The organism is Pseudomonas sp. TE3910, from assembly GCF_056279025.1.
On the sequence record NZ_JBWBQN010000001.1, the window covers coordinates 699,155 to 720,866 of the forward strand.

Sequence of the window (21,712 nt, forward strand, 5' to 3'; positions counted from 1 at the left end):
CCATCGGTTTTTGTTATGGGTAAGCAATGGACTACCGCCAGCTTCGCGCTTTTATCGCCGTTTTTGAGGCGCGCAACATCACGGTTGCTGCGCAGCGTATTCACCTCAGCCAGCCGGCACTTTCCGCGAGCATCAAGCTGTTGGAAGAAGCCTTGGGTACCCCATTGTTTGTGCGCCAGGCGCGTGGGGTGGAGGTCACCGAAGATGCTCGCGCGCTTTACCCGCAGGCCAGACGCATGGTGGCGGATGTCGACAGTCTGGCCCGACAATTTCGAGAAAAGCGTCACCGTGTGCTGCTGCAGGTCGGCGTGGAGCAGGACATAGCCCAGTGTTACGTTCAGGCGCTGATTCGCGGCGCGAGTCAACTCGTTCCCGGCGTGTTACTGGGGCTATTGGAGGGCTGTGAAGGAGATGCTCGGCTGGCGAGCGAGGAACTGCGTTGTGAAGACGAACTGTTCTTGCCGTTGTGGAGCGAGCCTTATGTGCTGGCGCTGCCTATGGACTTCAGCCTGGCGGAAGGTGAGTCGACCGTCGACCCTGCACTGGAGCAGGCAGCCTGGATCACATGCCCAGGCCATGCCAGTCATCAGCGCTTGCTGCCCTTGTATGGCGCAGGCGCCATCACGCCTGAAGCCCAAGCCGGCTCCTTCAGGCTGGCACTGGCCTTGGTCGCTGCCGGTCAGGGCATCGCGGTGGTACCAAAGTCCTTGGCCGAAGAGCAGCCTGAAGTTCTCGTACGGTCATTGCCCATGCTTGATCTCAAACGCCGCATTGGCCTGTGCTATTCGGCCCAGGCACTGGACAACCCGGCGTTGGTGCAACTGCGTGATGCCATGCGTTGACCGCCGGGCGTTAGCCAGTAATTCGACCGTGCTGTCGACCTTGAGCTTGCAACATCAAGGAAGAGGCAATCTTCGGCAGCGGCCAGAGAGGCGCGTGCAGGCAACAAACACACGCTGAAACCCGCATATGACGACAGCGGGTTCCGCGTATTACAGGTTTACTTGCTGTCAGGCAGCGCGTAAGCCATCACATAATCGCCGCGATCAGGTGACTGACGCGCACCACCCGCGGTGATGACGATGTACTGCTTGCCCGTCTTCGGCGACACGTAGGTCATTGGGCCACCCTGACTGCCTACAGGCAGGCGGGCTTTCCAGGCTTCTTCACCGGTGGCCGAGTTGAAGGCGCGCAGGTAGTAATCCTGAGTGCCGGCAATGAACACCAGTCCGCCCTGGGTGGACAGCGTACCACCTAGCGTCGGCATGCCGATCGGCAGAGGCAGGTGCATCTTGATACCCAATGGGCCTGTGTCCTGGACGGTGCCAACCGGTACTTGCCAGGCGATTTTCTGGCTCTTCATGTCGATGGCGGTCAAGGTCCCAAAGGGGGGTGCCTGGCAAGGGATGCCGGCAACCGACAGGAAGCGGTTCTTGTTCACCGCATACGGCGTGCCTTTGAGCGGTACCGCGCCCATGCCGGTGTTCAAGGCTTCACCACCGGAAGAGGCCTTGGCATCTTTCTGTTGTGGAATCATCTGGATCCACAGGCCCAGACGCATGTCGTTGACGAAGATGAAACCGTGTACCGGATCGGTCGAAATACTGCCCCAGTTCATCCCGCCCAGCGAGCCCGGGAAGCTCAGCGACACATCGGTGCCAGGCGCGGTGTACAGCCCCTCGTAACGCATTTTCTTGAACGAGATACGGCACAGCAGTTGGTCAAATGGAGTGGCTCCCCACATGTCCGACTCCGAAAGGTGCTGGGCGCCGATCTGCGGCATCCCTACCGATTTCGGCTGGGTCAGCGAGTAAGGCTCGTTCGGGATGTTGGCCGCCTTGACCGGAACTTCTTCAACCTTGGTTAACGGCTGGCCAGTGTGGCGGTCCAGTACATAGATCTGGCCGGCTTTGGTACCGATCACAACGGCGGGGACCTTACTGCCGTCAGCCTTGGTGAAATCGATCAGGCTTGGCTGCATCGGCAGGTCGAAGTCCCACAGGTCATTGTGGACGGTCTGGTAGACCCACTTCTCTTCGCCAGTGGTCGCGTTCAGCGCCAGAACGGAAGCACCGTACTTGTGGTTCAGCTCGGTACGCTCCACACCGTAGATGTCGGTGGAGGAGCTGCCCATCGGCAGGAAGACGGTGTTCATCGCCGGGTCATAGGACATCGGGGCCCAGCTGTTAGGCGTACTGCGCACGTAGGTGCTACCGGCAGCCGGCGCTCGCTTGTCTTGCGGGTTGCCCGGGTCGAACGCCCAGCGCATTTCGCCGGTGATCACGTCGAAGCCACGGATCACGCCGCCTGGCATGTCGGTCTGGACGTTGTCGGCCACACGGCCGCCCACTACCACCGTGGTCCCGGCCATCAGCGGCGCCGAGGACAACTGGTAATAGGCGTCAGGCACATTGCCCAGACCAACTTTCAGGTCAACCTGGCCATTCTTGCCGAAGCCTTGGCAGTACTCGCCGGTGTCGGCGTCCACGGCGATCAGGCGCGCATCGATGGTGTTGGTCAGCAGGCGGCGTTGGCAAGCGGCACCGGCCGGCACCGATACAGGCTTGACCGGCGTGCTGCCATCGGTGGGCTGGGCGACCGCAGCGGTAGCATCGAAGTAGGCGAGACCGCGGCAGCGCTGCCAAACAGCAGATTTGGCGTTGATCTCGTTTTTCCACAGTTGTTTGCCGGTGTCGGCATCCAGTGCAATGACGTTGTTGTGCGGGGTGCAGATGAACACCTTGTCGCCAACCTGCAACGGCGTCATCTGGTCTTCGGCGCCATTGCCATCACTGATGGCCATGTCTCCAGTGTGGTAGGTCCAGGCCGGCGCCAGCTTCGAAACGTTGTCACGGTTGATCTGGTCCAGCGCGGCGAAGCGGCCACCCCCTTCGTCGTTACCGTAGTGTTCCCAGTTTTTCTGGGCCTTGGCAGGGTCGACCTTGGTCAGCCCAGGGCCGTCACCGGTTGGCGCCACAGGCGCGTGTGGGACGAACATGCCAGCGAAACCGGCTAGCAAGGCGATCGCCAGAACACCGCTCGGGGCGTAGCTAGCGCTGCCGCTGGCCAGGCCATTGGCCTTGCGCAGGGTAGGGTAGACCAACGCCACCAGTAGGCTCAGCACGCCCAGAGCGAACAAACGAGAGACCAGTGGCCAGAAATTCAGACCGGCATCGGCGAGTGCCCAGACCACGGTGATTACCATCACCGCCGCGAACAGCCAGACGCCCGACAGGCGCTGTTTGAAGAGCAGAATGGAGGACACGATCAAACCGAGACCAGCGAGCAGAAAGTACCAACTGCCGCCAAGCGTAGCGAGGTATCCACCACCTGCTGCGAAGAGTAACCCGAATACCAGCACACCAAAGGCGCCGAACCCTATGAGCCAGCGACCGGCGGATGCCGGAGGTCGAGACGTAGTCATGTTGCATGATCCTTCTGACGCATGAGCGTTTGTGGGAGTAGTTTTAGAGTAGTGGAGGCCAGAGTGCTTGGCCTGGTTTTCAGGGCGCCGGTCGCTGGGGAGTCCCAACGCCTGCGCATCGCCGCTGACACAACCGCTCAAGGCGATGTGTTCGATGAAAGCCCGAAAATTATGAACTAAATAGTTAGTCTTGTGACGATATCAAAAAATGAGGGTGGCTGCGACACGTTGTCATTTGCCAGAAAGGTCGATGTCAAAGCCGAACTTGGTCACCAGCGCCACGTACTCACGAATCTTGCGTGTCTCTTTCTGAGGCGAGCCTTCCAGGCTCGTGAGCAGCATTCAGCATGGGTGCGAAGCACCCATTCGACCACCCCAGACCTTGCCCTTCAGTAATTTAGATAATATGTTAATAAAAATAGATCCTGGAGGCGCCATGTTCCTGTCATCAAGCGAGCAGATCGGATTCGAACGCTGGTGCCAGTCCCTACGCAGCATCTGCGGCAATTTCAGCACGCTGCCTTCTAGCCTTACCCGGCATTTCATCGGAGAAATCCACAGCCAGGCGATTGGGGCGCTGGATACGGCGCATATCCGTACTAATGCCAGTTTGATCAGTCGTGAGCGTATCGGTATCGACAGTGATGACAGTCACTGCTTCCTCATCTATCAGCGCAGCGGCCGCCAGCGGATCCGTCAGGCCGGGATGGAGGTGGAGTTGGGGCCGGAGGACATTGCACTGGTGGACTCGGCGAGGCTGTTCGAAATTGAGCCGCTGGGGTTGGTGGAGAACGTCTCGGTGCATCTGCCCCGGGACATCGTCACCTGCAAATTCAAGGGCGATAACCTGTTCGGCAAACTGTCGCGCAATAACGTTTCCAGTCGCATGGTGCGTTCGCTGGTGCAGTCGATCGGCATGCTTGGCGACGGTGCCGCCAGTGGTGACGATGGACAGGCGATCCAGAGTGCGCTGGTCAGCCTGGTGCTGCCGGCGATGTCCGGCCAGGCGCAAAGGCAGGAGCATCCGCTGGAAAGCAGTAATCTGTATTTGACTGCGCTGCGCCTGGTGGATGAGTCTTTGCATGATGTAGATCTGGGCCCGGCCTATCTCGCCGATCAGTTGCACACGTCTGTGCGCAGCCTTTATCGCCTGTTTGAAGAGCACGGTGAAAGCGTGTCGCGCTACATACTCCGAACCCGCCTGAGTAAAGTGGCCCATGACCTGTGCAGCCCGCCATTGCGCAGTCAGTCAATCACCCAGATTGCCTTCAAGTGGGGCTTTGTCGATGTTGCCCATTTCAGCCGGGCGTTCAAGCGTCAGTTCGAAGTCTCGCCCCGTGATTACCGGGCGCATGCGTTCCAGAAGTAAGCCCAGTCGGTACTGGCAGAAAATGCCAACTGAATTGGCGGCCACAGTCAAGCGCAGCCCTCCCGCAAAACTTCTAATACCTCTACGTAGCGCAAGCCCTGCTATTGCGTGACCCGCGGGGGCGGTCTGCCCTGTGGATTCATAAAAACAATAAATGTGTCGTTGGAGTCAGAAACACATGAAAACCCTCTTTCTGCTGGCGGGTCTCCCATTGCTGCTTTCCTCCCTGCATGCCTCGGCTGTGGAAAGCACGCATCCTGCCCAGGTCGATACGAAACGCCTTGTCAACGCCAATCTCGAACCCGGCAACTGGATGAGCCACGGTCGTACCTATGATGAACAGCGCTACAGTCCGCTCAGTGGTGTCAATGACAAGAACGTCAGCCAGCTCGGCGTGGCCTGGACCACTCGCCTGGATATCGACAGCGGTACTGAAGCGACGCCCTTGGTGGTTGACGGGGTGATGTATACCACCGGTGCCTTCAGCATCGTCTATGCGATGAATGCGGCCACCGGTGAGCTTCTGTGGAAGTACGATCCGAAAGTGCCGCCAGCCAACCTCAGCCAGGGCTGCTGCGGCCCGGTCAACCGCGGTGTCGCGGTGTGGAACGGTAAAGTCTACGTCGGCAGCTTCGACGGCCGTCTGATCGCCCTCGACGCGGCTACGGGTCAGGAAGTCTGGTCGGTGGACACCATTCTCGATCGCTCCAAGAGCTACTCCATCACCGGCGCCCCGCGCATCGTCAAAGGCAAGGTGTTGATTGGCAACGGCGGTGCCGAGTTTGGCGTGCGGGGATATGTCACCGCCTACGACGCCGAGACTGGCAAGGAAGCCTGGCGCTTCTACACCGTACCGGGCGATCCGAAGCTGCCGCCGGAAAACCCGGCGATGGCCATGGCCCTCAAAACCTGGACCGGCGACAGTTGGGTAAAGTGGGGCGGCGGCGGCACGGCTTGGGACTCCATGGCCTATGACCCGGAGCTGGACCTTCTGTACATTGGCACCGGCAACGGCTCGCCGTGGAACTACCAGTTCCGCAGCGAGGGCAAGGGCGACAACCTGTTCGTCTCGTCGATCCTGGCCCTGCGCCCGGACACCGGCGAGTACGTCTGGCACTATCAGGTCACGCCGCAGGACCGTTGGGACTACACCGCAACCCAGCACATGATTCTCGCCGACATCAAGGTTGACGGCCAGGTGCGTAAGGTGTTGATGCAGGCGCCGAAGAACGGCTTCTTCTATGTGCTAGACCGCACCAACGGCAAGCTGATCTCGGCGAAGAACTACGTGCCGGTGAACTGGGCCAGTGAGATTGACCTGAAGACGGGTCGTCCGGTGCTGACCGGCGCCGCGGACTACTCCAAGGAGCCGAAAGTCGTACAACCGAGCTTCCTCGGTGGACACAACTGGCACCCAATGTCCTATAACCCCAACACCGGTTATGTGTACATTCCAGCCCAGCACACCCTGGCCGAGCTGAAGGCGGCCAAGGAGCCGGTGTTCGTCCCGAACAAGTCGGTAGTGAACTTCGGTCTGGACGTGCCCGACCTGCCGGAAGACCCGAAGATCCTCAACCAGATCCGCGACGCCTGGACCGGCGAGTTGATCGCGTGGGACCCGGTCAAGCAGGCGCCGGCCTGGAAGCAGGCGTACATCAGTGCAGGCAACGGCGGCACCCTGAGCACCGGCGGCAACCTGGTGTTCCAAGGCACCGCCGATGGAAGGGTTGTGGCTTACAGCGCCGACAAGGGCGAGAAACTCTGGGAGCACCGCGCCAACTCCGGCGTGATGGCTGGCCCCATTACCTACACCGTTGGCAACGACCAGTACGTGGCGTTCTCCGTGGGCTGGGGCGGTATTTTGCCGTTGCTGACTGGGCCGCTGACTAACAAGGGCAAGGTGCAGCCAGAGTCGCGGATCATCGCCTTCAAGCTGGGCGCCAAGGGTGAACTGCCGCCGCCGCGTCAGGCACCTGTGTTCCCCAACGTCGACCTGAAACTGACCGCCACGCCGGAGCAATTGGTCCAGGCCCGCGGTATGTTCAACGGCCTGTGCGCCGGCTGCCATGGCCTCAACGCCATCAGCGGTGGTGTGGTCCCGGACCTGCGCTACCTGACCAAGGACAAACATGCGGCTTTCCCGGCGTTCGTCAGCGGCGCGCTGATCTATCGCGGCATGCCGAACTTCTCCGACATCCTCAAGCGCGAGGACATGGAGCTGATCCGTCAGTACCTGATCAAGCGCACCCATGACCTCCAGGCCGACCTGAAGGCCACTGCCGCGCACTAAGTCTCACCGCCGACCCAACCAAAGCCTTGGTGGCCCCTGAAAAGGGGCTGCCCGGGGCGCTTCACGCCAACAAAAACAACAACGAGAGTTCACCATGAAGATCATCAGTCCCTCGACCCTGGCGACCGGCCTGGCTGTGTTTGGTATTTCCCTGTCCGCGCTGGCCGACGTAAAGCCCGATCCGGGTGACTATACGGCGCTGCCCAAGGGCACCGACGTGGTCGTGCTTTACCAGCAGAACCCGCGCGGCGACAAGGTCTACTCCGGCGGCAAGAAGGTCGCCGACGACCTCGACCTGGACATGACCGTCGGCGTTCTGCGTCTGATCCACTTCACCGACTTTTTCGGCACCGGGTATACCTGGGACCCACAGATCGTTATCCCCTTCGGCCAGCAGGATATCGGCGCTAGCCATAGCAAGACGTCAGGGCTGGGCGACATCACCTTCGGCGGCACCTTGTGGACCATCGGCGATCTGGAACACAACGAGCACCTTGGCTGGTCGGTGTTCTTCACGGCGCCTACCGGCAGTGACAAGAACGAAGGTTTTGCCCTCAGCAACAACCGCTGGGCCGTGGACTTCCAGGTGGGCTACATCAAGGGCCTGACTGACAAAATCAGTTGGGATGTGATCGCCGAAGCTGAGTTCTATGACGATCAGCGCTCTACCGACGCGAAAAAGGACACGCTGCTGCAGCTGCACAATCACCTGCGCTACAACTTCACGCCTGACACCTATGCCGCCATCAGCTACAGGCACAACTGGGGCGCACGGGAAACCCTCGACGGCGAGACCCTGGCCACCAGCCACAACAATGGCACTGTCGGTTTCACCATGGCGACCATGGTCAACAAGCAATTGCAGTTGATGGGGCAGGTGATGCACGACACCTCGGTGCGTGAGGGGGTGAAGATCGATAATTCGCTGCAGTTTCGGTTGGCGTATTTCTATTGATCCGACTCGCTGGGGTAACGGGCCGCACGGCGGCCCCAACTTCCTGCCTTCGAGTGACCAACCTTCGTACCCTGCGCTTCTAAGTCCTGCTTAATAGCCATGTGCCTGTGAGCTTGCGCATGGTCTGCCTTAAACAGCGTCCAACCCAAGAGAGGGCGCCCCGGTACGTTGGAAAATGTCCAGCGCTGCCAAGTGGAACAACCCATGAAAAATAACCAGCGGCACCGTGCCGCACATCGCCGTAATGCATTCGGCGCACTTTTACTGACCACCACCGGCGCTCTGGCGGACTCATCCGTCGAAGTCGAACCGGTAGTCGTCACGGCTACCCGCACCGGTGACCAGTGGGCGCAGACCGCGCTGTCGGCCAGCGTCGTAGATGCCGCTGACAGCCGTGGCGAGCAGGCGTTGACTCTCGGCAATATGCTTTCCAGCGTGCCCGGTGTCGTCGTGCAGAGCCGCTACAACGCCGCCCAGGGCCTGCGGCCGGCGATCCGCGGTTTCGGCTCGCGCTCCAGTTTCGGCGTGCGCGGCATCCGCGTGCTGGTGGACGGCGTTCCCCTGACCATGCCCGACGGCCAGACTGAACTCGACGGCGTCGATATCGGCCTGGTGGAGCGTATGGAAGTCATCCGCGGCCCGGCCGCGGTGCTCTATGGCAACGGCGCCGGTGGCGTACTGGCGATCAACACCCGCGAGCCGGGCGACCATCCGAGCGTATCCGGCAACTTCGGTTTTGGCAGCTCCGGCTATCGCTGGCGGAGCGTCGAAGCCAGCGGCACCGAAGGCAACTTCGGCACTTTGGTGGCGGTCAGCTCGACCCAGGTGGATGGCTATCGTGATCACGCTACCAGCGAAGCCAACAATCTCACTGGCAAACTGCGCTGGTGGGGTGAGACCGGCCGTTTGGCGCTGACCTTGCACGCCCTCGACAATCGATCCGAAGACCCCGGTGGTCTGACGCTCGATCAGGTTCGTACTGATCGTCATCAGGCGCGTCCGCAAAGCCTGAGCTTCGACGCTGACGAGCGCATCACCCAGCAGCGTCTGTCGCTGGTTTGGGACGGCCAGTCGGTGGGCGAGGATACGTATCAGGTACGCAGCTACGTTGGTCAGCGCGACTTCACCAACCACCTACCGTTGGCGGCCAACGGGCAGACGAGCTACGAGCGACTGTTCGATGGTGTCGGCGCGCACTACAGCCATGTCGCAGACTGGTTCGGCCTGAGCCATACGCTGACGTTCGGTGCGGACCTGGAGTCCCTGCGCGACGACCGTGATCGCAACAACAACCTCATCGGAGGCGAAAAAGGTGCCCTGACCCAACGTCAGCGTGAAGAGGCCCAGAGCCTTGGACTGTTCATTGAAAACCAGACTGCGCTAGGCGAAAACTGGATGCTCAGCCTCGGCCTGCGCCATGACGAAGTGCGTCTGAGCATCGACGATCACTTCCTCAGTGATGGCCGCGATGACTCCGGTGATCGGGTCTTGCGCGACCTTAACTACAGCGCTGGCCTCAGCTACCGTCTGGACGAGCACCACACCCTTTACACGCGCGTTGCGACCTCCTTCGAAACCCCGACTGTCAGCGAACTGGCGAACCCCACGGGAGGCGGTTTCAACAGTAGCCTGGAGCCGGCCCACGCCCTCAACCAGGAAATCGGCCTGAAGAGCGAAACCGCGCACTGGCGTTACGAAGCGGTGGTCTACCGCATCGACACACGCGATGAGCTGGTGCCTTATGTCGATGGCCGTACCTTCTACCGCAATGCCGGCTCCACCCGCCGCGACGGCCTGGAACTGAGCGCGCGCTGGCAGCCCGACGAGCACTGGCAACTGACCACCGCCTACAGCCTCAATGACTACAGCTACCGCAGTTTCGAGAATTACGATGGCAAGCACCTGCCGGGCATCCCCGTGACGAGCCTGTTTGGTGAGCTGAGCTATAGCCGGGACAACTGGTATGCACGCATCAACACCTCGGCCTACGACCGCCAGTACGCGGACAGCGCCAACACCGCACGGGTGGGTGGCTATGCGGTGGTTAACCTGCGTGCCGGTATGTCACTAAAGGGCAAGGCGAAAAATCTGGAGCCTTATGTGGGGCTGGATAACCTCACGGACCGGCGTTACTACGACAACTTGCGGATCAATGACAATGCTGGTCGTTACTACGAACCTGCTCCAGGGCGGACGTTCTATGCAGGGCTGAAGGTACAGTTCTGAGTGGGGAGGGCAGTGCTCAGCTTGCGGTACATGAACGCGTACCGCTGATTTAGAAACCGATCTCAAAGACTGTCCGGGTCCTTAACCGAGTCCGGTTCTTCGAATGCTGAGCGCACGGCTTCCACAACACGTTCTGCCCGGTGAGCGTCGTCCAGTTGCGGATACGCTTTTTTCAGCTTGCCAGATACCTGCCAGCCGTTCTCCTTGATAGAACGAATGATCCGGCTCGCATCCTGATCCGGCATTTCCAGCACCTCTTTGAGCCGTTCCTGAGCACGCTGGAAAATAACCAGCACACGGGCCTCGTCTGCCATTTCGGTACGGACCGTATGCGCAAAGACCTGTGCCGCGTAAAGAACGCGTTCGGTCAAATCGATAGGATGCTGCGTATCGTTGCATGAGTGGCCGCGAAAACACCTCCAGCGTACGGTCGTAGCGTGTCCGGAAATCGATCGAGCTCGTGATGGTGGCCGACACTGGCAGAATCACGCCATCCGGCACCATGTTATCGCGGATCAGGGTGTCATTGATCAGGAAGCGCTGGATCCGGCCATTGCCGTCCCGCATGGGGTGGATGTATGCAAAAGCGAAAGCGATAGCCGCTGCTCGAGCCAGCGGCTCGGCGCCCCGCGTTGCCAGCTCGAACGCTTTCAGGCCTTCGAGCAGTTGCGGCAGCACCTCAAATTTCGGCGCAATGTAGTGCACGATGTGCTCGCGCATGGTCGCTTGCGCGACGAAGACCGGCGAGTGGCTTGAAACCCACCTGCAGTGTCGAATCCCTTAATGGGAGCTGGAAAATGATAGCCAGAAGAAGGTGGTACGTGAAAACAGTAATTTGTTGGGCGCGAAAACGCTAACGATCACTCAAATTTGATGACGAATCTGCTAGTTTTTCCGAAAACGATAACGCGCTAGAGGCCCCGCTCTACACTTGCCCTCAAGTCAGGCCCAGGCCCTAGTGGCACTTGGTGTGTTGGGGCCACAACATGCCAGCATGTGCTCAAGGTTGGGCTTAAGCCTGTAGGTACGCACTCACCCAGTCTTGAAATGCCGAGGCTGTGTGCCTTGCAACCAGGCGTTCAGCCGGTGAAACGGGCCTTTGATCCATAGCGGCAAGCCGCCCTCCTCGCTACCGAATAGCTCGAGCATTTCCAGTACCTCAGGCAGTGGGATACCGGCATGGTCGAAGAGGAACAGCTGGCGCTGGTAATCGCCGAACTGCTCGCGGAAGGTCAGTGTCTTGTCGATGATTTCCTGAGGGCTGCCGACTGACAAAGGGGTATCGCGCATGAACTCTTCCAGCGAAGGGCCGTGGCCGTACACCGGCGCGTTGTCGAAGAACGGGCGGAAACGCTCGCGGGCAACTTGCGACTGGCGGTTGACGTAGATGTGCCCGCCAAGGCCGACGATGGCCTCCTGAGGGGTGCCATGGCCGTAGTAGGCGTAGCGAGAGCGATAGAAGGTGACCAGGCGCTGGAAGTGACTCTTGGGCCAGAGGATATGGCTGGCAAAGAAACCGTCCCCGTAGCGCGCCGCCTGTTCGGCGATCTCTGGGGTGCGGATCGAGCCATGCCGGTCGATGTTTTCCTCCCGCCAGAGCATGGGTAAGCAGACAAGGAGATCCTTGATGCCAGAAGTCATCGCCTATGCAGCCGCTGCCCGTTCCCAGCAGCAGAAGAATAAATTGCTGCGTTCGGGCACTGACTACGTTGCCAGCAGATTCGAAACTGCCCGCGAGCACATGGTGCAGATCGTCAAGGCGCAGCCTGGCGACAAGGCCAGGGGCGGGATCCCTTTCGACGAGCGCTGAAGGCCATACATGCGGCTTATTACAGAAAGATTGTACGACTACATTGAAATAGTACGTTAATGTGCGTACAGTCGTATCGTTCGATGTCGATACGGACCTCCAGGATTCATCTCACCCCAGCAGGGAGCTGAACATGAGGACAGTGATGCAGTGGCGTGACCTGCCTGCTGAGGCCGAGGAATGGGTAGCGCGTATCGAGGCGGTTCGGCCGCTGATTCGGCTGTATCGCGATTACGCCGAAGAACAAGGTGAAGCCCATCCCAAAGTCATTGCCGAGCTGTGCAAGCTGGGCTTTTCCCGTCTGTGCGTGAGCAAGGACTTTGGTGGCCAGCAACGGGATATCCGCGTCATTTCGCAGATCGTACAGCGCCTGGCCGCGCTGGATACCTCGGTCTCGTGGCCTCAGGTACGGATGTTTTTCATGCCGCGCAGCGAGTGCCGCATCACCAACACCTACGTCCAGCAGGCCGATGGCGATGGCCTGAACGTGCGGGTCGGGCTAGCCGGGTCGATGCTCAGCGAGCATGCCGTTAACACGGTCGGGCCAGTGCAGATGCAGGTTGGAGTTTTTCAAATGTTGAATTTCCAGGCGGTCGCCACCAGAGGCGACAGGGAGTAAGTCATGCGGGCGAAACACTATCTAGGGAAGGTAACGGCGTCGGTGGTCACGCTTGCTGTGCTGGGCGGCTTGACGCTGCGTTACATGGCTCACGGAGAGGAACCGGCGCCCGCCCCTGCACTGGTACCCGCGGCACTGGCTCTGGTCAGACAAGTGCCGTACACCTATTACCAGGTCGCCATCGGCCAGATCGAGGCTCGCCAGCAGGTGCTGCTGTCGGCCGAGGTCAGTGGGCAGGTGGTGGCGCTGGCCTTCGACTCGGGCGACCGGGTCAAGGCGGGCAATGTGGTGGTCAGGCTCAACACTTCGCCGGAGGAGGGTGAGCTCACCCGCCTGCGTGGCGAGTTCGAGGCCGCCAAGACCCATTACGCACGGCTGCAGGCGCTGGCGCGCAATGGTGCCGAGAGCCAGCGGGCGCTGGACAGCGCACGGGCGCAGTTCGATGCGGCCAAGGGCAACCTGGAGAACATCCAGGCGCAGATCGCGCAGAAGACCATCCGGGCACCATTCTCCGGCGAGCTGGGCATCCGCCAGGTTCACCTGGGCGACTACGTCCAGGCTGGCCGACCGTTGGCCACGCTCACCGACCTCAACGGGCTGCGGGTCAACTTCACCGTGTCCGAGCGTGACAGTGCCAGCATCGTCAAGGGGCAGGCCGTGGAAGTGGCGGTCGATGCCTGGGGCGGCATGACGTTCGAAGGCGTGGTCAGCGCCATCGATCCGCAGGTCAACAATTCCCATGTGATTCGTGTCCAGGCGCTGCTCAAGGACCATCAGGACAAGCTGCGCCCGGGCATGTATGCCAAGGTGAAGGTGCAACTGCCGGGCAAGGACGAGCTGGTCGTGCCGGAGACCGCGATCACCTACAACGCCTATGGCGAGAGCGTCTTCGTCACCTACGAGGAAAATGGCCAGAAGAAGGTGCGGCGCAAGAACATCAGCATCGGCGAGCGTCGCGATGGCTTGGCGGTGGTGCTCAAGGGGTTGCAGGCCGGTGAAGAGGTGGTGACGTCCGGGCAGATCAAACTGCAGGACGGCGTTGCCATTGAGCCCGTGACCGACACGGTGCGACTGAACGTCCAGCGCTGAGGAGCGATCATGCATTTCACTGATATTTTCCTGCGCCGCCCTGTGCTGGCGCTGGTGGTCAGCACGTTGATCCTGCTGTTCGGGATCATGGCTTTCAGCAAGCTTCCGGTGCGTCAGTACCCGATGCTGGAAACCTCTACCATCACTATCACTACCCAGTACCCCGGCGCCTCGTCGGAGCTGATGCAAGGCTTCGTGACGCAACCGATCAGCCAGGCCGTGGCCTCGGTCGAAGGCATCGACTACCTGTCGTCCACCTCTACCCAGGGAAAGAGCCTGGTGACCGTGCGCATGCAGCTCAACAGCAACTCGATCAATGCTCTGACTGAGGTGATGGCCAAGGTCAACCAGATCCGTTACAAGCTGCCCGAAGAAGCTTATGACCCGGTGATCGAGCGCACCTCGGGCGGCTTCACCAGTGTCGCCTACGTGGCGTTTTCCAGCGAGCAGCTGTCGATGCCCGAAGTGGCCGACTACATCTCGCGAGTGGTCGAGCCGATGTTCTCGGGGATCGATGGTGTCGCCAAGATCAACGTGCTGGGCGGGCAGACCCTGTCCATGCGCCTGTGGCTTGACCCGGACTTGCTGGCCGGCTACGGCATCACGGGCCAGGACGTGGCGGATGCGATCAAGGAAAACAACTTCCAGGCCGCGCCCGGCCAGGTCAAGGGCCTGTATGTGGTCAGCAACCTGCGGGTCAACACCGACCTGAGCAGCGTCGACGACTTCAAGGACATGGTCCTGCGCAACGACAACGGCAACATCATACGGGTGCGCGATGTCGGTACCGTGGAGCTGAACGCCGCGTCGTTCGACACCAGCGGTGCGATGAGCGCGGTCCCGGCGATGTTCCTGGGCCTCGACGCGGCTCCCACCGGCAACCCACTGACCATCGTCAACGCGGTCAAGGCACTGATCCCCGAAATCGAGAAGACCCTGCCGCCAGGCGTCAGGGTGCAGATCCCGTTCGAGGTGGCGCATTTCATCCAGTCGTCCATCGACGAGGTGACCCATACCCTGGTCGAGGCACTGGTGATCGTGGTCCTGGTCATCTACCTGTGCCTGGGCACCTTCCGCACCGTGCTGATTCCCCTGGTGACCATTCCGCTGTCGATGCTGGGTGCAGCGGTGCTGATGCAGATGTTCGGTTTCAGCCTGAATCTGCTGACCTTGCTGGCGATGGTGTTGGCGATCGGCCTGGTGGTGGATGACGCCATCGTGGTGGTGGAGAACGTTCACCGTCACATCGAAGAAGGCAAGACACCGTTCGAGGCGGCCTTGCTCGGCGCCCGTGAGGTGGCCGGCCCGGTGGTGGCGATGACCTTCACCTTGGCGGCGGTGTATGCGCCTATCGGTCTGATGGGGGGGCTGACCGGGACGCTGTTCAAGGAGTTCGCGCTGACCCTGGCCGGCTCGGTGGTGGTATCAGGCATCGTCGCCCTCACGCTGTCGCCGATCATGAGCACCCGCCTGCTCGATGCCAAGTCGAGCGAAGGCTACATGGCGCGCAGGGCCGAGGCTTTCTTCAGTTGGCTGGCCGAGCGTTATGGCAAGTTTCTGGGCATGTCGTTGTCCATGCGCTGGATCAGCCTGGCCATCGCCCTGGTGATCTTCTTCAGCCTGCCAGTGCTGTACAAGTCGGCGCAGAGCGAACTGGCCCCGCTGGAAGATCAGAACATCCTGCTGACCGCGATCAAGGCGCCGCAGCATGCCAACATCAATTATGTCGAGGCGTTTTCCCAGAAGCTCCACGAGGTGTTCCAGGAATTCCCCGAAGGCTACAGCGACTGGGTGGCCAACGGTACCGACGGCTTGTCCAATAGTGTCGGCGGCATCAACCTGGTGGATTGGGACAAGCGCGAGCGCAGTGCCAATCAGATCCAGCCACTGCTACAGCAACGGGTGAGCCAGATCGAAGGCACCAGCATCTTCGTCTTCCAGATGCCGCCGCTGCCAGGTTCCACAGGTGGCCTGCCGGTACAGATGGTGGTGCGCAGCGACCAGGACTACCAATTACTGTTCGACGTAATGGACAAGCTCAAGGCCAGTGCTCGCAGTAGCGGCCTGTTCGCTGTGGTCGACAGCGACCTTGACTTCAACAACCCGGTGGTCGAGGTTCAGGTCGACAGGGCCAAGGCCAATGCCATGGGTATCCGCATGAGCGACATCGGCAGGACGCTCAACAGCCTGATCGGCGAGAAGTACGTCAACCGGTTCGCCTACCATGGCCGTTCCTACGATGTGATTCCCCAGTCGGTGCCCCAGGACCGCCTGACCCCCGAGGCGCTCAATCGCTACTACGTCAAGGACCAGCATGGCAATCTGGTGCCGCTGTCGACCCTGGCTACCATCCAGGTCAAAGTCGAGCCGAACCTGCGTCCGCAGTTCAACCAGCAGAATGCCGCGACCTTCCAGGCCATCCCGATGCCAGGCGTGACCCTGGGCGACGCCGTGGCCTTCCTGAGCGAGCAGGCCAGGCAGTTCCCGGCTGGCTACACCTACGACTGGCAGTCCGATACCCGGCAATATGTGCAGGAGGGCAACACCTTGGTGCTGACCTTCGCCTTCGCCCTGGTCATCATCTACCTGGTGCTGGCAGTCCAGTACGAAAGCTTCATCGACCCGTTCATCATCCTGATCAGTGTGCCATTGTCGATCTGCGGGGCGCTGCTGCCGCTGGCGCTGGGCTACACCTCGCTGAACATCTACACGCAGATCGGCCTGATCACGCTCATAGGGCTGATCAGCAAGCACGGCATCCTGATGGTAGCGTTCGCCAACGAACTGCAGATGCAGCACGGCATGGGCAAGCTGGAGGCGATCCGGCATGCGGCCGAGGTGCGCCTGCGGCCAATCCTGATGACCACTGCGGCCATGGTGGTGGGGCTCGCACCGTTGATCTTCGCCACCGGCGCGGGTGCCAACAGCCGCTTCGGCTTGGGCCTTGTGATTGTCGTCGGCATGTTGATCGGCACCTTGTTCACGCTTTTCATCCTGCCGACGGTCTACAGCCTGTTGAGCACTGGCAGGCAGCCAAAGGTGCTGCCCGTCGCGGAGCACGACGGCCAGGTCATCGATGCCGCGGCGCGGGGATAATCCAATGTTGAAAATGACACGATGTGCACGGCCGCTGTCGCTGGCGGCCCTGGTGGTAATGGGTGGTTGCGTGAACTACGCCGGCATCGACCATCGTCAGACCCTGCTGACCCCCGAGGGAGCGCCTTCGGCGTCCCTGGCCGACGCGCGGCTGCCAGCCGCGCCCTGGCCGACCGACAATTGGTGGCAGCAGTATGCCGATGCCCAGCTCGACCGTCTGGTGGCCAAGGCCTGGGCGAGCAACCCCGGATTGCAGGAAGTGCGGGCGAGGGCCGACAAGGCCAACGCCTACCAGGAATACTACGACGCCGACCGTGCTCCACAGGTCGATGCCGCAGGTGGTGTGTCCCGCTCGCGGCTGTCGCGCAGCGAGGACTTCGCCGGACAGGGCAATCGCTATGTCAGTGTGCGCAGCCTGGGCGTGACCTTCGACTACGACCTTGACTTGTGGGGCGGTAAGCGCAGTGCCTGGGAGGCTTCGGTCAACCAGGCCCGGGCCGCGGAGGTCGAGCTGCAGTCGGCGCGCTTGCTGCTGGCCGCCAACGTGGTCAAGGCCTACAACCAGCTGACCTATGCCTGGGACGTGGTCGACCTGAGCGAGCGTGATCTCAAGCGTTTGCGCAACCTGCAGAGCCTGACCGGTGACCGCTTCCATAACGGTTTGGACAACAAGTCCCAGCTGCAGCGGGTCGATGGCCTGGTGGCGCGCGCCGAGGCGAGCCTGCTGGGGGCGCGCAGCGATGTGGAAATTGCCCGCCTGCAGCTATCGGCCCTGCTCGGCGCGGGCGTTGACGGTGCCCGCGACATCGTCCGGCCCAAGCCGCTGAAAAGCACCGAGGCGGCGCTGCCGGAGAGCCTGCCTGCCGAACTGCTTGGGCGGCGTCCAGACATCGTCGCGGCCCGCTGGCGGGTTGAGGCCGAGTCTCGCACGGTGGCCTCGGTGAAGACCCGTTTCTATCCCAACATCAACCTGCGTGCCGCAGGCGGTATCCATGCCATGTCTGGCGACAGTTTCAACGACACCGTCAGCCGGTTCTGGAACATCACGCCAACCGTGACCGTGCCGTTGTTCGATGCCGGTCGCCTGCGTGCCGACCTCAAACAGAGCAACGCCGACCTGGACCTGGCGATCGCCCGCTACAACGCCACGTTGAACACGGCGTTGCACCAGGTCGCGACGTCGGTGACCGAATTGCAGGCCGTCAACCGGCAGATCGGCCTGCAGCGTACTGCGCGCGATACGGCCCAGTCGTCCTTCGACCTGGCTGTAGAGCGGTTTGAAGTCGGGGAAAACAACTTCCTCGATTCGCTCAATATCGAGGAGCAATTGATTGAGGACGAACTGCGTCTTGCCCTGTTGAGCAGCAAGCAGATTGACTCGGCAGTGGGCCTGGTGACGGCACTGGGCGGTGGTTACCAGCCCGAGTCAGTGAACGTTCAGTAGATGCCCGTCTTCCGGCGCCAGGGTTGCATTCTGGCGCCGGCTTTACACCTTGAAACAATCCCTTTATCCGCCCCACATGGTTTTCAACCCTTTGTTTTGCAAGGCCCAATGGGTTGCGCCTCAAGGGCATCCGGTAGCACGTTTGCCGTGTCTGGCTCACGGAGCGCTGCAAAACTGGTGTATAGTCCTACATTGCTCGTACTAACAAACAGTCGCGATTCCAGATGCAGACAGCCATAGGCTGACGGCCCGAGGTCAATGGGAGATTGCTTTCCCCCAAGGGCGCGACATGGAATCGTACCTGTTCAATACGAGGAAACCGCTGTGCCGACGCGCTTCCATGCTTCAGTACGCGGTGATCCTTGTAAGGTTATTGAGGTATCGCATGTACACTGCCAACCACCCCAGCATTGAACAGATCCGCCTGGAAAACGTCCTGACAGCACTTGGCAATCCGTTGCGCCTGACCGTGCTGAAGGTACTTTCCGATGGTGAGGAACACCCTTGTGGGCGCATTCTCAAGGGGGCATCGAAATCGACCATGACCCACCATTGGCGTGTCCTGCGTGACAGCGGTGTGATCTGGCAACGCCCTTATGGTCGCGAGAACCTGCTGTCGATTCGCCGCGAAGACCTGGAGAGCCGTTTCCCCGGGCTGTTGAGCTCTCTGCTCGAAGCCGTTGCGAATGACCCGCAGACCGTGCAGGTCATTCGCGACAACGAAGCACGTTTGGAGGAAGGCTGAGTCGCCTTCCTTCCTGGGGGCGCCCCTGGCTCAGATCGCCAGCTTGAGCGGTGTGCCAGCAGGCCCATGCAAGACTGGCCTAGTGACTGGGTAGAGGATGCTGTGGCTGCCCGCGCCGCGGATTTCGTTGATCCGGCAGTCGAAGCCCACCATTGCCTCGTCCATCGTTGGTGCGTCACTGCGGCCGGTGGACCACTTGGTGGCGAGGAAACGCTGTTTCATATCTAGGTGTTTATTGGCGAAAATTCCCGACAGGTGCTGATGGTCGAGACGGCGCTGCCGAGTCGGGCCATGGCATTCATGGCGTTTCATCAACCAGCGAAGGCAGCCAGGCGATCGTGCAGTGGTTGCTGGAGCAGCCGATACTGGCTGGTCTGATGGCGCGGCAGAAGAGCCAGCATGGTGAACTTGAACGGGCGGATGCAGGGCCGACCTATGAATAAGGCCCCACAGGTTTGTCGCAAGCGTCAAAGGCTATCCGGATCCCCAAAGAACATCTGAATCCGCGAACGCAGCCAGCGTTCACCCGGGTCGTTGTCCTGAGCGCCGCGCCAGGCCATGTGCAGCTCAAAGCTGCGGACGTCGATCGGCAGTTCTTCGGCGCGCAAGCCGCCTGCAGCGGTCAGCACTTCGGCGGTGTAGTCGGGCACGATGGCCAGGATGTCGGTGCCGGTCAGCAGGCTACCCAGGCCATTGAACTGTGGCACGGCCAGTACGACATGGCGCTTGCGGTCGAGTTTGGCGAGTTCTTCGTCGATAAAGCCACTCAGGTCACCGGCGAACGACACCAGTGCATGGGGCCGGCAGCAGAAGTCGTCCAGGCTGAGGCTGCCCGGCATGCTGTCGGCCCGCAGCAGCTTGGGCTTGCTGCGCCGCAGTACCTTGCGCTTGGCATTTGCTGGTAGGTCACTGGTGTAACTCACACCCACCGAGATCTCGCCCGAGGCGAGCAAGGCCGGCATCAGAATGTAGTTCACCCGCCGCACGACCAGTACGATACCCGGGGCTTCGGCGCGAATGCGTTTGAGCAGTTGCGGCAGCAGGGCAAACTCGGCGTCGTCGGAGAGGCCGATGCGAAAGACCGCGGTGCTGGTGGCGGGGTCAAAGTCGGCCGCACGGCTGACGGCAGTGGAGATGGAGTCCAGCGCGGGGGAGAGCAGGGCGAAGATCTCTACCGCACGCGCCGATGGCTCCATGCTACGACCGGTGCGGACGAACAGCGGATCGTCGAACAGCGTGCGCAGGCGCGACAGTGCGGCACTGATGGCCGGCTGGCCGAGGAACAGTTTCTCCGCTGCACGGGTCACGCTGCGTTCATGCATCAGGGTTTCGAAGACGATCAGCAGGTTCAGGTCGACGCGGCGCAGGTCGTTACGGTTCATCGCTTTGCTTCACTGGATGGGGCAGGGGTGAATCTTAAGGGGAAAGGCTGCTACCCTGCACCGAATAAATTGAACGTATGCCAGTACCTTCAATCAATGACAGGCATGTCGACTATTAATAGCCACGGATGGCCTAACCAGGAAAGCCCCGATAGAGTTCAGGGTATTAGCGATTCACTTGGCGAGGTTTGCGATGTCCCGCATGATCCGTTTCCACAAGTTCGGTCCGGCCGAGGTGCTCAAATGCGAAGAGCAGGCAGCGCCGACCCCGGCTGCCGGCGAGGTGCAGATTCGCGTCCAGGCGATCGGCGTCAGTTGGTACGACGTGCTCTGGCGGCAGAACCTCGCCTCGTCTCAGGTTCGCCTGCCGGCCGGCATCGGGCATGAGATGGCGGGCGTGGTCATGGCCGTGGGTGAGGGTGTCGATGACCTCGCCGTTGGTGACAAGGTCGCCAGCTTTCCGGCCAGCAGCGCCAATACGCACCCGGTGTACGGTGAAGTCATTGTGTTGCCGCGAGATGCCTTGACGCGCTACCCCGATGTCCTCAGCCCTGTCGAGGCCAGTGTTCATTACACGCCCTTGCTGATTGCCTATTTTGCCTATGTCGACCTGGCCAGGGCCAAGGCCGGGCAGACGGCGCTGGTGACCGATGCCAGCCACTGTGCCGGGCCTGCCTTCGTGCAACTGGGCAAGGCGCTGGGCATTCGGGTCATCGCTGCCACCAAGCAAGCGAGTGAGCGTGACTACCTGCTTGGTTTGGGTGCCGAGAAGGTGATCGTCACTGAAGAGCAGGACCTGCTCATGCAGATCAACAAGTACACCGAAAACCGTGGCGTTGACATGGTGCTCGATGGGCTCGGCGGGCCGCAGATGTCGTTGCTGGGCGATGTCCTCGCACCGCGTGGCAGCCTGGTGCTGTACGGCTTGCAGGGCGGTAACCAGACGCCGTTCCCGGCGTGTGCGGCCTTCCAGAAGAACATTCAGTTTTTCGTTCACTGCATTGGCAACTTCACCGGCAAGCCGGAACTGGGCATTGTGCAGGACCATGTGGCATTGCAGCGTGCACTGCGTGACATCAACCAGTTCACCGCCGACCACTTGCTGACACCCCAGATCAGCAAGGTCTATCCGTTCGAGGCGTTTGTCGCCGCGCATCGGCATATGGATGAGTGCCCGTGTGGCGGGCGGATTGTGCTGGAGCTTGCTCCGCACTGACGGCTTGGGCCTGGTTGAACCGCGGCGTCCGCATCGTTTGATTTAGC

At 61.0% G+C, this 21,712-nt stretch carries 16 protein-coding genes and 1 pseudogene; 12 read left to right on the forward strand and 5 right to left on the reverse strand.

Going from position 1 to position 21,712, the window contains the following annotated elements:
* Positions 1-26: 26 nt before the first annotated feature.
* The gene (locus tag ACZ9H3_RS03185) at positions 27-842 is read left to right on the forward strand and encodes a LysR family transcriptional regulator (protein WP_476219541.1); all 816 of its coding nucleotides are present in this window, start codon (positions 27-29) and stop codon (positions 840-842) included.
* 158 nt (positions 843-1,000) lie between these two features.
* Here the strand turns inward: ACZ9H3_RS03185 and ACZ9H3_RS03190 are convergent, their stop codons facing one another.
* Positions 1,001-3,424 carry a glucose/quinate/shikimate family membrane-bound PQQ-dependent dehydrogenase gene (locus tag ACZ9H3_RS03190; protein WP_330522697.1) on the reverse strand — a complete coding sequence of 808 codons (2,424 nt, stop codon included), beginning with the start codon at positions 3,422-3,424 and terminating at the stop codon, positions 1,001-1,003.
* Between the two features lie 436 nt (positions 3,425-3,860).
* Between ACZ9H3_RS03190 and feaR the strand changes: the two genes are divergently transcribed.
* The 4 genes from feaR to ACZ9H3_RS03210 all read left to right on the forward strand — a co-directional run bounded on the left by feaR (position 3,861) and on the right by ACZ9H3_RS03210 (position 10,264).
* Positions 3,861-4,793 carry a transcriptional regulator FeaR gene (feaR, locus tag ACZ9H3_RS03195; RefSeq protein ID WP_330522696.1) on the forward strand — a complete coding sequence of 311 codons (933 nt, stop codon included), beginning with the start codon at positions 3,861-3,863 and terminating at the stop codon, positions 4,791-4,793.
* 178 nt (positions 4,794-4,971) lie between these two features.
* Positions 4,972-7,083 (forward strand): PQQ-dependent dehydrogenase, methanol/ethanol family, encoded by a 2,112-nt coding sequence (locus ACZ9H3_RS03200; RefSeq protein ID WP_330522695.1) that lies wholly within the window; start codon positions 4,972-4,974, stop codon positions 7,081-7,083.
* 94 nt (positions 7,084-7,177) lie between these two features.
* Entirely contained in the window at positions 7,178-8,038 is an 861-nt protein-coding gene (locus ACZ9H3_RS03205; RefSeq protein WP_065758969.1) for a transporter, read from the forward strand.
* A gap of 204 nt (positions 8,039-8,242) precedes the next feature.
* Positions 8,243-10,264, forward strand: coding sequence for a TonB-dependent receptor family protein (locus ACZ9H3_RS03210; protein WP_476219545.1), 2,022 nt, complete (start codon positions 8,243-8,245; stop codon positions 10,262-10,264).
* A gap of 62 nt (positions 10,265-10,326) precedes the next feature.
* On the opposite strand, the pseudogene ACZ9H3_RS03215 reads toward ACZ9H3_RS03210, so the two are convergent.
* Both ACZ9H3_RS03215 and ACZ9H3_RS03220 read right to left on the reverse strand, forming a co-directional pair.
* Positions 10,327-11,011: pseudogene (locus ACZ9H3_RS03215) on the reverse strand (Fic family protein); the annotation flags it as partial.
* 285 nt (positions 11,012-11,296) lie between these two features.
* Positions 11,297-11,905, reverse strand: a complete 609-nt coding sequence (locus ACZ9H3_RS03220; protein WP_476219547.1) for an LLM class flavin-dependent oxidoreductase — start codon at positions 11,903-11,905, stop codon at positions 11,297-11,299.
* Here ACZ9H3_RS03220 and ACZ9H3_RS03225 point away from each other — a divergent pair.
* The 6 genes from ACZ9H3_RS03225 (at position 11,892) to ACZ9H3_RS03250 (ending at position 19,067) form a co-directional block, all read left to right on the forward strand.
* Complete coding sequence (locus ACZ9H3_RS03225) at positions 11,892-12,074, forward strand: tautomerase family protein (protein WP_476219549.1); 183 nt, start codon at positions 11,892-11,894, stop codon at positions 12,072-12,074. The genes ACZ9H3_RS03220 and ACZ9H3_RS03225 overlap by 14 nt on opposite strands.
* A gap of 133 nt (positions 12,075-12,207) precedes the next feature.
* Positions 12,208-12,693, forward strand: coding sequence for a hypothetical protein (locus tag ACZ9H3_RS03230; RefSeq protein WP_476219551.1), 486 nt, complete (start codon positions 12,208-12,210; stop codon positions 12,691-12,693).
* 3 nt (positions 12,694-12,696) lie between these two features.
* Positions 12,697-13,782: an efflux RND transporter periplasmic adaptor subunit gene (locus ACZ9H3_RS03235; protein ID WP_065758975.1), complete on the forward strand. Its 1,086-nt coding sequence runs from the start codon at positions 12,697-12,699 to the stop codon at positions 13,780-13,782.
* 9 nt (positions 13,783-13,791) lie between these two features.
* Complete coding sequence (locus ACZ9H3_RS03240; RefSeq protein WP_476219554.1) at positions 13,792-16,878, forward strand: MexW/MexI family multidrug efflux RND transporter permease subunit; 3,087 nt, start codon at positions 13,792-13,794, stop codon at positions 16,876-16,878.
* A gap of 4 nt (positions 16,879-16,882) precedes the next feature.
* Positions 16,883-18,322: an efflux transporter outer membrane subunit gene (locus ACZ9H3_RS03245; RefSeq protein ID WP_454241400.1), complete on the forward strand. Its 1,440-nt coding sequence runs from the start codon at positions 16,883-16,885 to the stop codon at positions 18,320-18,322.
* A gap of 385 nt (positions 18,323-18,707) precedes the next feature.
* Positions 18,708-19,067 (forward strand): ArsR/SmtB family transcription factor, encoded by a 360-nt coding sequence (locus ACZ9H3_RS03250; RefSeq protein WP_065758978.1) that lies wholly within the window; start codon positions 18,708-18,710, stop codon positions 19,065-19,067.
* Positions 19,068-19,097: 30 nt separating this feature from the next.
* On the opposite strand, the gene ACZ9H3_RS03255 is transcribed toward ACZ9H3_RS03250, so the two are convergent.
* Together ACZ9H3_RS03255 and ACZ9H3_RS03260 are read right to left on the reverse strand one after the other, a co-directional pair.
* Positions 19,098-19,289, reverse strand: coding sequence for a PNPOx family protein (locus ACZ9H3_RS03255; protein ID WP_177442403.1), 192 nt, complete (start codon positions 19,287-19,289; stop codon positions 19,098-19,100).
* A gap of 245 nt (positions 19,290-19,534) precedes the next feature.
* Positions 19,535-20,449: a LysR family transcriptional regulator gene (locus ACZ9H3_RS03260; protein WP_099774556.1), complete on the reverse strand. Its 915-nt coding sequence runs from the start codon at positions 20,447-20,449 to the stop codon at positions 19,535-19,537.
* Between the two features lie 193 nt (positions 20,450-20,642).
* Between ACZ9H3_RS03260 and ACZ9H3_RS03265 the strand changes: the two genes are divergently transcribed.
* The gene (locus tag ACZ9H3_RS03265) at positions 20,643-21,665 is read left to right on the forward strand and encodes a zinc-dependent alcohol dehydrogenase family protein (RefSeq protein ID WP_099774558.1); all 1,023 of its coding nucleotides are present in this window, start codon (positions 20,643-20,645) and stop codon (positions 21,663-21,665) included.
* Positions 21,666-21,712 lie beyond the last annotated feature (47 nt).

What these genes read in the sequence shown, in the direction of transcription:
- ACZ9H3_RS03265 (WP_099774558.1), top strand. Translation starts at nt 20,643, where the DNA reads ATGTCCCGCATGATCCGTTTCCACAAGTTCGGTCCGGCCGAGGTGCTC.
- ACZ9H3_RS03255 (WP_177442403.1), bottom strand. Translation starts at nt 19,289, where the DNA reads ATGAAACAGCGTTTCCTCGCCACCAAGTGGTCCACCGGCCGCAGTGAC.
- feaR (WP_330522696.1), top strand. Translation starts at nt 3,861, where the DNA reads ATGTTCCTGTCATCAAGCGAGCAGATCGGATTCGAACGCTGGTGCCAG.
- ACZ9H3_RS03185 (WP_476219541.1), top strand. Translation starts at nt 27, where the DNA reads ATGGACTACCGCCAGCTTCGCGCTTTTATCGCCGTTTTTGAGGCGCGC.
- ACZ9H3_RS03235 (WP_065758975.1), top strand. Translation starts at nt 12,697, where the DNA reads ATGCGGGCGAAACACTATCTAGGGAAGGTAACGGCGTCGGTGGTCACG.
- ACZ9H3_RS03260 (WP_099774556.1), bottom strand. Translation starts at nt 20,449, where the DNA reads ATGAACCGTAACGACCTGCGCCGCGTCGACCTGAACCTGCTGATCGTC.
- ACZ9H3_RS03200 (WP_330522695.1), top strand. Translation starts at nt 4,972, where the DNA reads ATGAAAACCCTCTTTCTGCTGGCGGGTCTCCCATTGCTGCTTTCCTCC.
- ACZ9H3_RS03245 (WP_454241400.1), top strand. Translation starts at nt 16,883, where the DNA reads ATGTTGAAAATGACACGATGTGCACGGCCGCTGTCGCTGGCGGCCCTG.
- ACZ9H3_RS03190 (WP_330522697.1), bottom strand. Translation starts at nt 3,424, where the DNA reads ATGACTACGTCTCGACCTCCGGCATCCGCCGGTCGCTGGCTCATAGGG.
- ACZ9H3_RS03250 (WP_065758978.1), top strand. Translation starts at nt 18,708, where the DNA reads ATGTACACTGCCAACCACCCCAGCATTGAACAGATCCGCCTGGAAAAC.
- ACZ9H3_RS03240 (WP_476219554.1), top strand. Translation starts at nt 13,792, where the DNA reads ATGCATTTCACTGATATTTTCCTGCGCCGCCCTGTGCTGGCGCTGGTG.
- ACZ9H3_RS03225 (WP_476219549.1), top strand. Translation starts at nt 11,892, where the DNA reads ATGCCAGAAGTCATCGCCTATGCAGCCGCTGCCCGTTCCCAGCAGCAG.
- ACZ9H3_RS03230 (WP_476219551.1), top strand. Translation starts at nt 12,208, where the DNA reads ATGAGGACAGTGATGCAGTGGCGTGACCTGCCTGCTGAGGCCGAGGAA.
- ACZ9H3_RS03220 (WP_476219547.1), bottom strand. Translation starts at nt 11,905, where the DNA reads ATGACTTCTGGCATCAAGGATCTCCTTGTCTGCTTACCCATGCTCTGG.
- ACZ9H3_RS03205 (WP_065758969.1), top strand. Translation starts at nt 7,178, where the DNA reads ATGAAGATCATCAGTCCCTCGACCCTGGCGACCGGCCTGGCTGTGTTT.
- ACZ9H3_RS03210 (WP_476219545.1), top strand. Translation starts at nt 8,243, where the DNA reads ATGAAAAATAACCAGCGGCACCGTGCCGCACATCGCCGTAATGCATTC.